The sequence below is a fragment of the Gordonia sp. HS-NH1 genome (assembly GCF_001418765.1).
Lineage (GTDB): Bacteria > Actinomycetota > Actinomycetes > Mycobacteriales > Mycobacteriaceae > Gordonia.
In genome coordinates this window covers 1-15,540 of record NZ_LIYC01000043.1, presented here as the reverse complement: position 1 = coordinate 15,540, position 15,540 = coordinate 1, and the positions used below count along the sequence as shown (strand labels likewise).

The window sequence follows — 15,540 nt, the reverse complement described above, 5'->3', positions numbered from 1 at the left end:
ACCTCAGGGAGCAGAGGGGGCGCAGTTGTTCTCGGTGGTGGATCTCAGCCCTGCTGCTGGCCGAGTTGCTGGGTGACCTGCTGATTGATCTGGTGCAGGCTCGGTGCCGACATGCCGGGGAGGTGGCCCTGGATCGTGCGCAGGACCGCCGAGTCGTCGCGCACCTTCTCGCTCGACTGCACCAGAACCGTTCCGGCGCCGGTGAAGTCGAACTGACGCTCCTCACCGGAGTTCAGGCCCATCCGCCGACCCGCCGCGGCGATGAAGCCGTTGACCCACGCCTCGTCGTAGTGGTGGCTCGGCGACGGGCAGTCCGACCATCCGACAAGGGCTTCGGGATCGACGCGTACCGGCGGTTCGACGAACATCACCGGACCGTTCGACGACGCGAGGAACTTGCCGGTGCCGATGAGCGTGAGGAAACCCGGCACGATGGACTGGTTCAGCGACAGGTTCGGCTGGAAGGCAAGGAGATTGGCGGCCCGGATGGTGAGGTTGCCGTCTTCGAGGTCGTAGGCGTTGATGTCGTAGCCGCGGTCACCGATGATCAGCTTGCCGTGGCCCTCGGCGACGACGTAGTCACCGAGGTACAGCGGGGCGGAGAACTGCTGCGCCACCATCTGCAGCATGTTGCCCTGTAGCCCCTGTGTGAGCGCGGTGAACTGCATCTGTCCGTAGTAGGCGATCATCGCGCCCTTGGACATGAACCAGGGCTGATTGAGGTCGATGCAGAACGAGTAGTTGTTGTCCGGAACATTGTCGTCCGACGGCAGATTCATCGGACTCCACACGGTGTTGAGTTGGCTCACAGCTTCTCCTCCGATGCCTGCACGTACACGACGCCCTGTCCGGAACACTCCAATTGCATTGCCTCACCGCCGGAACGGCCCACATTGCGCCAGCTCATCGCCGATCGCAAGCTCGTGTTGACCTGCCCCGCCGACCCGACGAACGCCTGCGGATCGACAGTCACCGGCGGCTTCTGCGGGGACACCTCGAGCTCGAAGACCCCGCCGTGCCCGAGCAGGACCGCCGAGCCGGGACCCGACAGCTGCGTCGTGAACATGCCCTGGCCCGTGACGGCCCCGGCCGCCGCGTTCCGCAGCGCCCCGAACAGACCGCCACCGCCGCCGCCACCACCGCCACCGCCTTGGGAAGCGACCGAGACGACGGACGCCTGCAGGTTGGCCCCGTAGGCGAGCAGACGCGAGGCCTCGACGCGGATCGTTCCGCCGACCGCTCCGAGATCCACGACGTGCACCTCGATGCCGAGGAACCCGTAGTGCACCTCGCCGTGTCCCTGGGCGATCATCGTCGACTCGTGTTCGCCGGCGAGCATCCGCCCGGCCATGCCGCCCATGCCGCCCAGACCCGGCATCCCGCCGCCCATTCCGCCCGCACCCGCGATCTGGTGGGGCTGGAAGTGCACGTCTCCCTTGTAGAAGAGCATCGCCCCGCGTCGTGCGATGACGGGCCCGGTCCGACCGATGTCGACGGAGACGACCTTGCTGTTGACCTTGGTGAACATTCTCGCTACCTCACCCTCACCGCTCGGCCGGCTGGATCGACACGACGCCGCTGCCATCCCACCGCAACGAGAACGCCTCACCGCCACCTTGTCCCAGCGCCGACCGCCAGGAGACGTCGGTGACGAACGACTGACTCAACTGCCCACGGGCACAGACAAAGGCGTCCGGATCGACCACGAGCGGATACTGCGGGGACACCTCCAGATGGATGAGCGGACCGCCGTTGGACAGCAGCGCGATCTGACCGTGGCCGCTCACCGTCGTGGTGAACAGCCCCTGACCCGACGATGCGCCGCGCAGACCGGCGAAGGTGACGTTGGTCTGCAGGTTGCCGTTGAGCACCATCAGTTGCTCGGACTCCACCTGCAGCGTCTCGTTGTTCAGCTCGATGACCGTCGTCTCGGCGGCGTTGTGGGCGAAGTAGACGATGCCGCTGCCCGACGCCTCCATGAGCGACAGCGCCTCTCCGGTGGCCCGCTGCTTGAGGCCCGCGAGCACACCGTCGCCGCCGCCGAAGCCCGCCGACTTGAAGGTGACCTGCCCCTCGTAGGCGACCATCGACCCGCTGATCGCGCGCACCGCGGAATTGTTGAGCCTGGCTTCCACCACGCGTTTGGACCTTTGTACCAACTGCATTCGACGTGCCTCTCTCGCGCCGCGGGGAGGTCGCCGACCGACCGTCCCTCGTTCGTCTCCCGACGCCATCCCCGCACCACAGCACCCGCCGTCGACCGGCCGTTCCAGCCCGTCGTGAGCCGGGGAATCCGGCCTCATACGGAGATGAAAATAGCCGATAGCATCGTGTGGTGCCCGGAAACTTCGTACGTCGATGGTTCGGGAACGATTCACGCACGAATTCCGCACCACCTGCATCATCGGAACAAATGACAGCGGCGTTCCTGGAGTCCGAATCCGTCCTGGCCGAGATCGATCCGGCCGTCGGTGTGAGTTCCACCCTCGAGCCGCGGTCGCAGCTGCGCGCCGCGTGGTCGAGCATCCGCGAGCAACATGCCCAGGCGACGTCGGACTATCTGCGACTGGCCTCGCCGCCCGCCGGCACGCGCGTCGCCCCGCAGGATCTCGAGCGCTCGACGCAGGCGTTGCGGGCGGTCACCGCCTCGATGCGCGACTTCGCCGAGACCCACGCCGGGACCCTCGAGCGGGCTCGCGCCACGGTGCGTGCCGCCGACGCCCAGGATCACCAGGCCCGGGTGGCCGCCAACCGGGCGATGACCGCCCTGGAGAGCGCGGCTCCGGCGGTGACACGGTTGCAATCGGTATCAGGTGCCACCGACGACCTCGCACGGGCGCTCGCGACGTTCGACCAGGCCACGGGCCTGCGTGAGCGGCAGACCGCCGCGGCGGCCGTGCTCAGCGCGGCGCGGCAGCTCGACCGGCTCCTCGCCGAGGCGCCCGCTTTCGCCGAGCGGGCACAGCAGGTCATCCGTTCGGTGGAAACCCGCCGGAGCGCGGTGTCGACACGCAGCGCGCAGCTCCCCGGCACCCTGTCGGCACTGCGCCGGGAGTTCAGTGCCGACTGCTCTCTCGATCTCCAACGCAACGGCACCGTCGTCGACGAGCGGCTCGCACATGCCGACGCCGAGCTCGCGGCAGCCCGCGCCATGCTCGTCGACGACCCTGACCAGGCCATCGACCGCGCCGACGCCGCGCGTGACGACCTGGCCGTGGCCGAGAAGGCCGTCAATGCCGTGCTCGACCGCTTGCGCCTCCTGCGCGAGGTCCGGTCCGACCCGAAGGGTGCCGAGCAGCGCGTGCGGTTCCGGCTCCGCGACGCCCAGCTGTTCGCGGTCGATCACGCCCTGGTTGACGAATGGGGTTCGGTCCTCGATGCTCAGGCCGACCGGATCGAGCGCGCCAAGGGAGAGCTGGACCGCATCCATCCCGACTACTGGAGCTACCTGACCCAGCTCCGCGCGGTGGACGACCGGATCACCGAGATCGTTTCGCGGATGAGAGGACAGGTGGCCGCAGGATGACCACCACTGCACGGCACGACGAGACCGGCCTCGAACCCGGGACGATCCGACACTTCGATCATCTGGAGCCGTCGGTCTCAGAGCATCTGTTCTACCGGCAGCCCGAGCCGATCGAGCCGACCTGGCCCGCCCAGCGACTCGCGGTCGCCCTCGGTGCCACCCTGTACGTCCCGGCAACCCGCCCCGACCTGGCCGACGTCATCCGCCGACGACGCGCCGAGGGGGTGATCTCGATGGTCATCGACCTCGAGGACGCGGTCGCCGACGACCAGGAGGCCGAGGCGATCGACCATGCCGTGGCCGCGCTCCGCAGAATTGCCGAGAACCCGGGCCCACCGATGCTGCTGTTCGTCCGTCCGCGTTCGGCCGACCGGATCGTGCCGTTCGCAGAGGCGCTGAGCACCCCGTCGGTGCTGACCGGGTTCGTCATCCCGAAGTTCGCCTCGGACAACGCCCCCGCAGCCCTCGACGCCGTCGCCCGCGCGGGCCAGATCCTCGACAAGCACCTCTGGGTGATGCCGGTCCTCGAGTCGGCGTCGGTCGTGCACCGTGAGACCCGTGACGACGAGTTGACCGCTCTGGCATCGCTGCTCGGTGAGCACCGGGACCGCGTGCTGGCGGTTCGCATCGGGGCCACCGACATCTGCGGTTTCTTCGGCATCCGCCGGGATCGGGACCTGACCATCTACGACGTCCGTGTTGCCGCCGATGTGATCGCCGGCATCGTCAATCATCTCGGGCGCAGCGACGAGACCGGTTTCGTCGTGACCGGCCCGGTCTGGGAGTACTTCGCCGACCACGAGCGCATGTTCCAGCCCATGTTGCGGCACACCCCGTTCCGGGAGAACGACGCCGTCTATTTCCGGCAGCAACTGGTCAGCCGCGACATGGACGGCCTCCTGCGCGAGATCACCCTCGACCGCGCCAACGGTCTGCACGGAAAGACGGTCATCCACCCCGCGCACGTCGCCGCGGTGCATGCGCTGTCGGCGGTGACCCACGAGGAATATCACGACGCACTCGACATCCTGGCCGGGGAGTCCGGCGGGGTACGCGCGTCGTCGTATCGGAACAAGATGAACGAGCTGAAGCCGCACCGTAATTGGGCACTGCGTGTCATCGATCGCGCGGCCGCTTTCGGGGTGACACGACAGGGGGTCTCCTTCGTCGACCTGCTCACCGCGCTGGCCTCGCCCGGGCCGGGCGCATCGTGAGCGACCCGGACACCGTCGGCATCGACTGGGTGACCGAACGTTTCGACGTCGAGATCTCCGCCGCCGACGACGCCCGAACGGATCACACGGTGCACGACCTCGTCTCACTCGGGCTGCGCCACAATCGGCGCCGCGCGCACCTCCTGGTCTCGACGGTCCTGGGCAAACACATCCCGACGCCACCGTCGATCGTCCGTGGCGCCGCCGACGATCTCGGCGCAGCGATCATCGCCGCGATCGGCACGAACTCGGCGCGCGACGCCGTCGTCTTCGGCTTCGCCGAGACCGCCACCGGCCTCGGACACTGCGTGGCCGAACGGATCTCCGCATCCCGGTACCTGCATTCGACGCGGCGCAGGAGACCGGGAGTGACGGTGTCGGGCACCTTCGAGGAAGGGCATTCACACGCCACCACACACCTGTTGCAGCCGAGCGACCCCGCCTTCCTCGACGCGACCTCGCCGAACGAGGTGCTGATCATGGTCGACGACGAGGTCTCCACCGGCAAGACCGCGCTCGGCGCCATCGAGGCCATTGTCGCGGAACGTCCCCGCACGCGGTTCGTCGTGGCGTCCCTGGTGGACATGCGGACACCCGATCAGGAGGCCGAATGTGAGGCCTTCGCAGCGCAACTCGGCGTCGAGGTCACCTACGTGACGCTCGCCCACGGCTCGATCACGCTTCCGCCGACGCTCCTCGAGGACGTGTGGAAGCTCGAATCCGGTGACCTCAATCCGGTGGCACCGCGACGCGGCGACCTGGTCGAGGTCTCGCCCGACTGGCCCGCGGCGGTTCCCGACGGAGGCAGGCACGGGGTCCTTCGCGCCGACTCTCCGGAGTTCCATCGAGCCGCAGACGACGCCGCGGACACCGTGGCGGCACATCTCGATCCGGGGCGTCCGGTGGTCGTGATCGGACACGAGGAGCTGATGTACGCGCCGCTGTGTGTCGCGGAGGCCCTGGAGCGTCGTGGTCTCGCCACCGCGTACCAGACCACCACGAGGTCCCCGGCCCAGGTGCACGACGTCCCGGGGTATCCACTCCGACGCGGGTTCCGGTTCATCGCACCGGAACCCGACCCGGACACGCCTCGCTACGTCTACAACGTCTCATCCGTCGAGCACCCCGATCCCCAGGTCGTGCTGGTGATCGACTCGCCGGCCGACACCGACGAGTTGCGCGCGGCGGGCGGCCTGGTCGACGTCCTCACCGCCGCCGGGCACCCGGTCGTCCTGGCCGTCTTGCCCGCAACGGACCAGCTTTCCCTGGCCCGGGCGCGAGAGGCGGTGCGCTGATGCACGGGATCGCCACCACCACTCCACCGTTACGCGGCCCGGAGTTCGGTTCGTATGCGGCCGAAGAGGTCACCTGGTTGCTCAAGGACCTGTCCGATGTGGCACTGGAAGGTGAACTGCGCGAACGGGAACGCCGCATCCAGTCCGGGCAGGCACATTACGCCGAGTCCCTGCCGATCGAGTATCAGCCGGGCCGTGAGTATCAGGAACTGTTCCACGCGACGCTGCGATCCTCGGCTCAGCGCCTCGCCGAAGCGGTCGGAGTCGTGTCCGAACTCATCCTGGCCGAGCGCCACTCCGCACCGACACTGGTCTCACTGGCGCGCGCCGGAACGCCGGTCGGCATCCTGATCCGTCGGTGGATGCTCGCGATCCACGGTGTCGATCCCCGCCACTACACGATCTCGATCGTGCGCGGTCGTGGGATCGACACCGTCGCACTCGATCACATCGTGGAACGCCACCCTGCCGAGTCGGTCGTCTTCGTCGACGGCTGGACCGGCAAAGGCGCCATCCAGCGGGAGCTGACCGCCGCCGTCGGCGAGTACGCACGCGCCGGCCGTCCGCAGCTGCACGACGAACTGGCGGTACTGGCCGACCCGGGTTCGGCAACGACACTATTCGGCACCCGGGACGACTTCCTCATCGCGTCGGCCTGCCTGAATTCCACTGTGTCCGGGCTGGTCTCACGTACCGTGCTGAATGCCGACCACATCGGTCCGGGAGAGTTCCACGGCGCCAAGTTCTATCGGCACCTGAGCGACTTCGATGTGTCGGGAGTGTTCCTGGACACCGTCAGTGCGGAGTTCGACGCGGTCGCCGACCGGGTCCGGGCGACGGTGGCCTCGATGACGCCGCCATCTCGCCGGCCGGACTGGTCCGGCTGGCGATCCGTGGAGCGCATCCAGGCCGAGTACGGCCTGTCGTCGATCAACCTGGTCAAACCCGGGGTCGGCGAAACCACCAGAGTGCTGTTGCGTCGCGTGCCGTGGCGCATCCTGGTGCGCGCCGACGACCTGCCGGAGCACCGCCACATCCGGTTGCTCGCCGCCGAACGAGATGTGCCCGTGGAGGTCTCGCCCGATCTCGCGTATTCGTGTGTCGGGCTGATCAAGGAGGACTCGTGAACGCGATCATCGCCACCGATCTCGACCGGACCATGATCTACTCCCGCGCGGCGATGGGTGACGAACAGTTCGCGACCCTGGAGACCGTGTGCGTCGAGATCTACCGCGATGCACCGCTGTCGTACATGGCCGAGGCCGCCGTCGAACTGATGACCCGGTTGGCGCGCGAGGTCGTCGTCGTCCCGACAACCACTCGCACCCCGGCACAGTATGAGCGAATCACGTTGCCGGGCAGCCCATTCCGATATGCCGTGGTCAGCAACGGCGGCCGGATCCTCGTCGACGGCGCCGACGACCCGGTCTGGCGCGCGCACATCGAGAACGAGGTGACCCGCGCGGGCGCCACGCTCGACGAGGTCCGCAACGAGCTCAGGACCCGCATCGACGACTCGTGGGTGACGGCGTTGCGGACCGCCGACGACCTCTTCTGCTACCTCGTCGTCGACCCGTCGGCCCAGCCGCCGGAGTTTCTCGAGCAGTGGCAAGGGTGGTGCGACGCGCGCGGCTGGACGGCGTCCCAGCAGGGCCGGAAGATCTACGCGACTCCGCAACCGGTGACCAAATCGGCGGCGATCGCCGAGGTTCGGCGACGGCTGGTCGCCGACGGGACCCTCGACGACTCGGCAGAGCTCTACGCGGCCGGTGACGGCTGGCTCGACACCGACCTGTTGCTCGCCGCGGATCACGCGATCCGCCCCCGGCACGGTGAGCTCGAGTCGCTCGGATGGTCGTCGCCGGGGCTGAGGGTCACCGCGCACACCGGGGCTCTCGCCGGCGTCGAGATCCTGAGGTGGTTCGGCGAACGAACCGGCCTGGTCCCGGTAGAGCCGAGCGACCCCACCGGTCGGGGCGCCACCGCCGGTGTCCACGCGGGCTGATCACGCCGGCATCGATCCGAGGACATCCGAGTGCCCGTGGCGTCGGCACCAGCTGATCAGGTAGCGCGCATGCAGGCCGCACCAGCGGTAGACGGCCGCCTGGGTCATCGGCAGGGTGGCGTCATGTTCTCCCAACTCGGTGATGATCGGGCCCAGGTAGTGACTCGTCACCTTGTTCGCCGTGTTCGGCGACACCTTCGCCGCACGTGCGAGCGTCGCGTTGTCGGACGCGTTGCCAGACGCGATCGCACCGGCGAGACGACCGGCGGTATGACCGCGCTGACCGGTGAGCAGGCCGTACAGGGTCGGATGCCGGACGTCGCGCTGCACGCCGGGTGGCCGCCGGCCGAGCGCGACCGCCTGGACGAATTCCGTCAGGACGGCGTATCCGTCGGGCTTCGCGATCACGCCGGCGACCCCGTCCCGCAACCGCGCTTCGTCGAGATGGTCGCGATCCATCGCCGATCCATCCGACGCGAGAATCACCGGTGCCCGGCGTCCGTGAGAATCCAGCGCGTCGACGAGGTCGAGTCCGTCGAAGGTCCATTCCAGGGTGGGTCCGTTCCAGATCAGGTCGGCCACCACGACGTCGAAACGCACGTTGTTCACGATGCTGCGGATGAATTCGTCCTGCCCGGTCGCCACGGTGACGGTCGCGTCGTCCAATGCCTGCGACAGGGGTGCCGCACCGACATGCCCGAGCGGAGAAACAAGCAACACTCTCAGACTGTCCGGCACATGCACGATTTTGCCTGAAGTGCATGCTCGATGCGTAATCACGTATTCATTTGATCGGTTCGTGCGTTTGAATACTCGGCCAAGGTCACATTCGGTCGTCGAAGCCGCTGATATCGGAGTCGATATTCGAAAGGCTGAAACAATCGCGTGCGGAATGGGCGAAACGGGAACCCGTGAGCAATCTCCGCTTGCGCACCGACCCAGGAGAACCGAGAGCTTGTCCGCATCGTCGAACGACCCCCGACCGCCACACCCGCGTGCGACGCAGCCGGGTAAGGGCAGCGAGCAGACCGCGCGTATGGCTGCCGTTGTCGCCGAGGGCGACATCTTCGACGCCGCCCTGGCCGCGCTGATCGAGAGTGCCGGGTACGACGCCCGCGTCGTCGAACCCGCGCAGCTCACCGGCCTACGGAATGCGGCCGCGATCCTCGTGCGGTCCGCGGCCATGCTCGGATTCGTCCGGCGCGTGCCGGCGTTGCGCTCGGTCAAGATCATCTTCGTGGGCAACGGTGTCGCGGGCTTCGAACACATCCGCGTCTCCCCCCGCGCCCCGGGAGCGGAGGAGGCACTACATCGCGCGCTGGCGACCGCGGCGGGCCCACCGACGCCGCAGTCCGCCCCCGAACTCGCGAACCGGGTGCGACTCACCGAGCGGGAACTGGAGATCCTCAGGACCTACACGCTGGGTGCCACGCTGCGTCAGACCTCGCGCGCCCACGCGATCGCGGAAAGCACGGTGCGCGAACACTATCGGCGAGTCGCGCGACGATATGAAGAAGCCGGCCGGCCGATCGGGAACAAGGCCCAGCTCCTCGTCGAGTTCATCACCGACGGGTGGGTGCGGCCCTGAGGCTCGATGACCGGGCACGGCGCCCGATGGTGCCCTTCGCCTCACGACACCAGGCGACACGTGCGGGAGACTGTGAGCGTGACCGCAACCTCTGACACCTCCGCCATCCAGCGGATCGGCAACCGACGGACGGCCGCTGGTTGGGCTCTCGCGATCGTCGAGGTCCTCGTGGCATTCGCGGCCGTCGCCGGCGGGCTGGCCCTGGTGGGCGATCAGTGGGCCATGCCGCGGGAGTGGCTACTCAACACTCCGTTCGCCACGTGGACCGGACCCGGGATCGCGTTGATCGCCGCGGTCGCGATTCCGCATCTCGTCGCAGCCGCGGCCATCGCCGTGCCGTCCGTGCCCGCGCGTCTGGGCATCATCGGCGGCCTGCTCGCCGGCGGGTCGCTGATTGCGTGGATCGTTCTCCAGCTCGCACTGCTCCATGTCTTCTTCTTCCTACAGCCCGTGATGATCGTCGTCGGAATCGTCGAGGTCGTACTGGCCCTGCGGTGGCGTCGCGGCGTCGAGATCCCGGCCGCGAGATGAGGAGCGCGTCGGCGATCTAGAACAGACCCACCGCACGACCGATGAGACCCAATGCGACCAGCAGGAAGATGATCGCCGCGACGGCGATCACGATCACACCGCCGACTCGCCTGCGCTGCGGCGGCTCGTGCTCCTGCCCTCCGACCGCGGACTCGGCCGGCGGGGTGTCACCAGGCGCGACTCCGCCTCCGGGTTCGAGTCCCGCCGTGCTCGCCGGGTCGGGGTTCTGCGGATTGAACGGTTTCCGGGCGGGGTCGTTGTCAGCCATGTGGTCGGTGTACCCGGAATGACGACAAGTCACTCGTGGTCGTTCCCCAGCCTCGTCGCAGACCGTCGAGGGCCGTCGAAGCGTGGTGGTGGGGTTCCGCGTGCGGTCGATCCCACCACCACGCCTCCGGCCAGATCGGTTGGGGGCTGGCTGCTCAACCCCCGCCGATCTGCGTCATCGGGGGCCGCATTCAATCCTCATCCTCGCGACCTGAGTACACCCTTACCCGTGACTATCGGTCCCAAACACGAGCGGGTCCCGTCAGCGTCGCGCCCGCACGAGCGTTACACCCCGCGACAGATCACCCGTGGACGCCGGCGTCCGTGGTCAGTGGGGGTCGCAGGACCAGCACGGTCACGATCGCGATGAGGAACACGGCGGTCAGCGCGAACGGGACCGGGATGACGGGATCGAGGAGGACGAGCAGGGCCCCGACCGGAACCACGGTGTTCACCACGCGGTCGGCGTTGGCGCGGATGGCAATCCACCAGATCCCGAGGATGAAGACCGCGATCGGGATCGTGACCGTGAACGACGCCTGGGTTTCCGTCAGCTCGCTGTGATGGGTCAGCACATCGATCTCGACCTCGATGCCTGCCGAGAACGCGCCGGCCGCCGCGAAGACGAAGTAGTGTACGTATCCGTACCGGAGTGAATCCGCCAGCGATCCGATCGCCCGGTGGTGCGGCGGCCAGAAGTAGATCCACCACAGGGCGGCGGTCGCGACGAAGGTCAGGATCGCGATCGAGATCAGCGGCGCGAGTTCCTGCTCGCTGTGCAATGCCTCGATGATGGCGTTCGACGACGCCAGCAGACTCTCGCCGAGCAGGATGAGCGTGAAGAGGCCGTACCTCTCGGTGATGTGGTGCGGATGCCAAGGGGTGTTTCCCTGGCGTTCGGCGATGACCGGCACGGCGAGTTCGGCGCCGACGAGCACCACGAAGCCGATGGTCGCGGCGGTACCCGACGGGACGAGCAGCCACAGCAGCCACAGGACCTGGACGACTGCGATCCCGGCGGCGTAGAGCCGGGTGGTCCGGCGGCGGTCCCCGGCGGAGCCGGACGCACGCAGCCACTGGGCGACCATCGCGACGCGCATGATCACGTAGCCGACGACGACCAGAGAGAACTCGTGGTCGACGAATGCGGATTCGATCCCCGCCGCGAGCACCAGCACCCCGGCCATCTGGACGAAGGTGAGGACCCGGTAGAGCCAGTCGTCGGTGCCGAACGATGTCGCGAACCAGGTGAAGTTCATCCACGCCCACCAGATGGCGAAGAACACGAACGCGTACGACACCACGCCGTCGACGATGTGGTTCTCGGTGAGCGCATGATGCAACTGGACCGCCGCGATGCTCACCGCCACCACGAACACCAGATCGAAGAAGAGCTCGAGAGTGCTGGCCGTCCGGCCCGGCTCGTCCGGGTCCCGTGGGCGCATGGTGCTCAGGTGCAAGCGTGTGGACATCGTTGCCAATCCCCCCGATCGGTCGATCCTGGTGCACGAGATCATGCCACCAGGTCGGTGGTGGCTGCCGCACGCCACATGACCTCGGCGATCCGCGCAGGTGATCGGTGGAAGGGTCTCCGCGTGGCACAGTGAAGGCGTGCTGCTGCCCACCCTGACCCCCACCGCACCGGACGACCCCGCCGTGATCCGTGTCGGCGACGACAAGTTGTCGCGCGAGGACCTGGTCGGTGCGGCGACCGCGGTCGCGGAACGGATTGCCGGCGCGCGGACAGTCGCAGTGCTGGCCACCCCGACGGTCGAGACGGTGCTCGCGGTGGTGGGCGGGCTGATCGCCGGCGTCCCGGTGGTTCCCGTCCCGCCCGACTCGGGCCCCCGGGAGTTCGAGCACATCCTCGCCGATTCGGGGGCACAGGCCTGGTTGGGGCAGTCTCCGTCCGAACCGACGCTGCCGGTCATCCCGGTCCGGCGGTACGCGAAATCGTGGCACCGCCATCCCGAACCGCACGCCGACTCGACGGCGCTGATCCTCTACACGTCCGGCACGACCGGCCTCCCCAAAGGTGTGCCGGTCAGTCGGCAGAGCATCGCCGAGGGACTCGACGCACTCGCCGACGCCTGGCTCTGGACCGCCGACGACACTCTGGCGCACGGTCTTCCGCTGTTCCACGTCCACGGGTTGATCCTGGGTGTCCTCGGCCCGCTGCGCCGCGGCGGACGACTGATCCACACCGTCACACCGACAGCCGACGCATACGCCGCCGCCGCGGAGGCCGGCGCGAGCATGTTCTTCGGCGTGCCGACGGTCTGGAGTCGTGTTGCCGCCGAACCGACTGCCGCACAGACACTGTCGTCGGCGCGGGTCCTCGTCTCCGGAAGTGCCCCGTTACCCGTTCCGGTCTTCGATCGCGTTCACGAACTCACCGGACACCAGATCGTCGAGCGGTACGGCATGACCGAAACGTTGATCACGGTCAGTACGCGGGTCGACGGGGAACGCCGACCCGGGTGGGTGGGATTGCCTCTCGCCCACGTGGAAACCCGCCTCGTGGAGAACGGCGAGCCACTGCCGCACGACGGTCAGACCGTCGGCGATCTCCACGTCCGCGGACCGATGCTGACGGCCGGGTACCTCAATCGTCCCGACGCCACCGCCGAATCATGGCTTCCCGACGGCTTTTTCGCGACCGGTGACGTCGCGGTCATCGGCGCGGACGGGATGCATCGGATCGTCGGCCGACGCGCGACCGACCTCATCAAGTCCGGCGGCTTCCGGATCGGGGCCGGCGAGATCGAGACCGTCCTGCTGGCTCACCCGGCGGTCCGCGAGGTGGCCGTGATCGGCGTACCCGACGACTACCTGGGGCAGCGCATCGTCGCCTATGTCGTGGGCGACGAGGTCGCCGACACCGAACTCATCGAGTTCGTCGCCGGCGAACTGTCGAATCACAAACGGCCCCGGGAGATCCGCTTCGTCGAGTCCCTCCCGCGTAACGCCATGGGCAAGGTGCAGAAAAAACTGCTCGGCTGAGCTGGGGTTGTCTGAAAACCGCCCGGTGGACCTGACCCGTCGTCATAGTGTCGGCTGTCCATTTTCTACGGGCGGTTGTCAGGAAGTGCACCCGGTTGTCCACAGGTGTCCATGACTCCGGCCCGATAACCGACATCACGATCACACTGTCTCGCATGGATTTCGATGAGCTCATCGATCGGTTCGGGGGTGTGGTCGCGACCCATCAACTCCTGGCCGCGGGCGAGACCACTGCGTCGATTCGGAATGCCCACCGTTCCGGCACGATCACTCCCATCCGGCACGGGTGGTACCGCACCGGTGCGGCCGATGAGGAAGTGGCCCGGGCGGTTGCCGACCGGGGCGTCGTGTCGTGCGCCTCCGCGCTTCGACGTCATGGTCTGTGGGTACCCGAGCACCCCAGAGAACTTCATTCCAGAGTCACACGCCACGAGCGTCGGCAGTCGCACGATCGATGCCGACGGTACGGCCGGCCGAGCCCAGTAGACGGCGCCGTCGACGACGTCCCCACTGCACTGCAGTACGCCGCCCGCTGCTTCGATGTCGAGGGCTTCATCATCCTCTGCGACTCCGCACTCAACACCGGCAAGATCACACCGGAGTGCCTCCGCGCCCACTTCGACGACGCTCCGATGTTCATCAAGAGGGCTGTCGCAAAGACCGAGCGCCTCGCCGCATCGGGAACGGAGACAGCCACTCGCCTTCGTCTGAGAAGCGCAGGACTGCGAGTCGCCGTCCAACACCAGGTGCCCGGTGTCGGGTGGATCGATCTGCTGGTGGGAGACCGACTTGCCCTAGAGCTGGACAGCGTCGAACACCACACCGGTGTCGAACGATACGAGGAGGATCGGATCCGGGACCGGAAGCTGGTGGCGCGGGGTTACTTCCCATTGAGACTGACCTACGCGCAAGTGTTCGGCGATTGGGACGCCACCTACACCGACATCGCGGACATCGTCGCGCACGGGTACCACCGCAGTCGCACGGTGCGCGGGCGCCACCCTGCGCTAAATGTACTGACCTGAGAGGTTAGGTACGCGGTCGGCGGGTGATCGACCTTTGAGTGAGGTGTGGCCGCGGTGGTGATTGTAGTGATGCAGCCAGCTTGAGTACTCAGCGCAGCGTTCGGCGTCGCTGGTGTAGAGCCGCGCGTAGGCCCATTCATCGGCCAGAGTGCGGTGAAACCGTTCCACCTTGCCGTTGGTCTGTGGCCGATAGGGGCGGGTCCGGCGATGCTTGACCTCACCGAGCGCGTCACGGAAGACATGGGATCGGTAACAGGAACCGTTGTCAGTCAATACATTCCGGACCGTGAATCCGCACTCCAGGAACCAGGCGTTGGCCCGTTCCCAGAAGTCGGCGGCGGTCTGTTTGCGCTCGTCAGCCAGAATCTCGGAGTACACCAGTCGGGAGTGGGCATCGAGGGCGGTGTGCAGGAAATGGTGTCCCCGCAGCGGATCGCCCCACTTGCTACGGCGTCCTGAACTTTTATCGGCTTGCGAGTTGTGGTTGCCCTGGGTTCGACCGAGCATGCGCCATCCGCCGCCGGCGGGGATCTTGCCGAGTTTCTTGACATCAACGTGCACCAGATCGCCGGGAGCGGCGGACTCCATCCGTCGGATGACCCGCCCAGTGGGACGGTCCAGCCAGCGCAGACGGGCCAGCTTGTACCGGCTCAAGACCCGGTGCACGGTGGAGACGTTGAGCCCGAGCAGATACGCGATACGGGCTGGGCCCCAGCGACGCAGCACGCGGACTTTGATGATGCGCCGCTCGGTGCGCGTCGGAGTCTGATTGGGGCTGTGGTGGGGGCGTGAGCTGCGGTCGGCCATGCCCGCCGGTCCCTGCTCGCGGTAACGCCGAGCCCATCGCTGAGCGGTGGTGACCGCGACTTGGAATCGTTCAGCGGCACGGCGCAGCGACCAACCGTCCTCAACGATGCAGCGGGCCAGACGCAGACGCCCGGTTTCTGACAATGGGGCATTACGGTGGGACACGAAGACCTCCGAGGCTGGGGAGCGTTCCTTAGACAGCTCGCACTCCACTCGGAGGTCTTCTCCATGTCACCACGCCACGCCGTAAGCCGTACCTTGTCAACGGCCAGTTTGATG

The 15,540-nt window shown here is 67.5% G+C and carries 16 protein-coding genes; 9 read left to right on the top strand and 7 right to left on the bottom strand.

The genetic code is table 11. The features are described 5' to 3' along the window. Window positions 1–44: 44 nt before the first annotated feature. From AMD30_RS20690 to AMD30_RS20680, 3 genes are read right to left on the bottom strand one after another with little or no spacing between them, the layout of a single operon-like run. Window positions 45–809 (bottom strand): AIM24 family protein, encoded by a 765-nt coding sequence (locus tag AMD30_RS20690; protein ID WP_010844861.1) that lies wholly within the window; start codon window positions 807–809, stop codon window positions 45–47. Then, a complete protein-coding gene (locus tag AMD30_RS20685; protein WP_014928603.1) occupies window positions 806–1,528 on the bottom strand; it encodes an AIM24 family protein in 723 nt (240 codons plus the stop codon). Before AMD30_RS20685 ends, AMD30_RS20690 begins: the two co-directional genes overlap by 4 nt. A 16-nt stretch (window positions 1,529–1,544) precedes the next feature. Continuing rightward, window positions 1,545–2,165 (bottom strand): AIM24 family protein, encoded by a 621-nt coding sequence (locus tag AMD30_RS20680; RefSeq protein ID WP_014928604.1) that lies wholly within the window; start codon window positions 2,163–2,165, stop codon window positions 1,545–1,547. 248 nt (window positions 2,166–2,413) lie between these two features. Here AMD30_RS20680 and AMD30_RS20675 point away from each other — a divergent pair, with 248 nt between their 5' ends. Genes AMD30_RS20675 through AMD30_RS20655 form a run of 5 tightly spaced genes read left to right on the top strand, consistent with a single transcriptional unit; the run spans window position 2,414 to window position 8,040 of the window. Continuing rightward, the gene (locus AMD30_RS20675; protein WP_010844864.1) at window positions 2,414–3,526 is read left to right on the top strand and encodes a hypothetical protein; all 1,113 of its coding nucleotides are present in this window, start codon (window positions 2,414–2,416) and stop codon (window positions 3,524–3,526) included. Next, window positions 3,523–4,740 carry an HpcH/HpaI aldolase/citrate lyase family protein gene (locus AMD30_RS20670; RefSeq protein WP_055476932.1) on the top strand — a complete coding sequence of 406 codons (1,218 nt, stop codon included), beginning with the start codon at window positions 3,523–3,525 and terminating at the stop codon, window positions 4,738–4,740. Before AMD30_RS20675 ends, AMD30_RS20670 begins: the two co-directional genes overlap by 4 nt. Continuing rightward, window positions 4,737–6,035, top strand: a complete 1,299-nt coding sequence (locus AMD30_RS20665) for a phosphoribosyltransferase family protein (RefSeq protein WP_055476931.1) — start codon at window positions 4,737–4,739, stop codon at window positions 6,033–6,035. The genes AMD30_RS20670 and AMD30_RS20665 overlap by 4 nt, the downstream gene beginning before the upstream one ends. Beyond that, on the top strand, window positions 6,035–7,162 hold the full coding sequence (locus AMD30_RS20660; RefSeq protein WP_055476930.1) for a cysteine protease StiP family protein: 1,128 nt from the start codon (window positions 6,035–6,037) through the stop codon (window positions 7,160–7,162). Before AMD30_RS20665 ends, AMD30_RS20660 begins: the two co-directional genes overlap by 1 nt. Further along, window positions 7,159–8,040, top strand: coding sequence for a hypothetical protein (locus AMD30_RS20655; protein WP_055476929.1), 882 nt, complete (start codon window positions 7,159–7,161; stop codon window positions 8,038–8,040). Before AMD30_RS20660 ends, AMD30_RS20655 begins: the two co-directional genes overlap by 4 nt. Here the strand turns inward: AMD30_RS20655 and AMD30_RS20650 are convergent, their stop codons facing one another. Continuing rightward, on the bottom strand, window positions 8,041–8,784 hold the full coding sequence (locus tag AMD30_RS20650; protein ID WP_055476928.1) for a response regulator: 744 nt from the start codon (window positions 8,782–8,784) through the stop codon (window positions 8,041–8,043). A gap of 292 nt (window positions 8,785–9,076) precedes the next feature. Here AMD30_RS20650 and AMD30_RS20645 point away from each other — a divergent pair, with 292 nt between their 5' ends. Both AMD30_RS20645 and AMD30_RS20640 read left to right on the top strand, forming a co-directional pair. Continuing rightward, complete coding sequence (locus AMD30_RS20645) at window positions 9,077–9,628, top strand: helix-turn-helix transcriptional regulator (RefSeq protein WP_055476927.1); 552 nt, start codon at window positions 9,077–9,079, stop codon at window positions 9,626–9,628. Window positions 9,629–9,706: 78 nt separating this feature from the next. Beyond that, the gene (locus tag AMD30_RS20640; protein WP_055476926.1) at window positions 9,707–10,159 is read left to right on the top strand and encodes a hypothetical protein; all 453 of its coding nucleotides are present in this window, start codon (window positions 9,707–9,709) and stop codon (window positions 10,157–10,159) included. A 16-nt stretch (window positions 10,160–10,175) separates the two neighbouring features. Here the strand turns inward: AMD30_RS20640 and AMD30_RS20635 are convergent, their stop codons facing one another. Both AMD30_RS20635 and AMD30_RS20630 read right to left on the bottom strand, forming a co-directional pair. Then, entirely contained in the window at window positions 10,176–10,427 is a 252-nt protein-coding gene (locus AMD30_RS20635) for a DUF6480 family protein (RefSeq protein WP_055476925.1), read from the bottom strand. A 301-nt stretch (window positions 10,428–10,728) separates the two neighbouring features. After that, complete coding sequence (locus tag AMD30_RS20630) at window positions 10,729–11,898, bottom strand: low temperature requirement protein A (protein ID WP_084817334.1); 1,170 nt, start codon at window positions 11,896–11,898, stop codon at window positions 10,729–10,731. Window positions 11,899–12,037: 139 nt separating this feature from the next. Between AMD30_RS20630 and AMD30_RS20625 the strand changes: the two genes are divergently transcribed. Then, window positions 12,038–13,429, top strand: coding sequence for an acyl-CoA synthetase (locus tag AMD30_RS20625; protein ID WP_055476924.1), 1,392 nt, complete (start codon window positions 12,038–12,040; stop codon window positions 13,427–13,429). Between the two features lie 155 nt (window positions 13,430–13,584). Next, entirely contained in the window at window positions 13,585–14,454 is an 870-nt protein-coding gene (locus tag AMD30_RS20620; protein ID WP_055476923.1) for a hypothetical protein, read from the top strand. On the opposite strand, the gene AMD30_RS20615 is transcribed toward AMD30_RS20620, so the two are convergent. Beyond that, complete coding sequence (locus AMD30_RS20615) at window positions 14,437–15,426, bottom strand: IS481 family transposase (protein ID WP_055476945.1); 990 nt, start codon at window positions 15,424–15,426, stop codon at window positions 14,437–14,439. The two genes, AMD30_RS20620 and AMD30_RS20615, sit on opposite strands and share 18 nt — an antisense overlap. Between the last annotated feature and the right edge of the window lie 114 nt (window positions 15,427–15,540).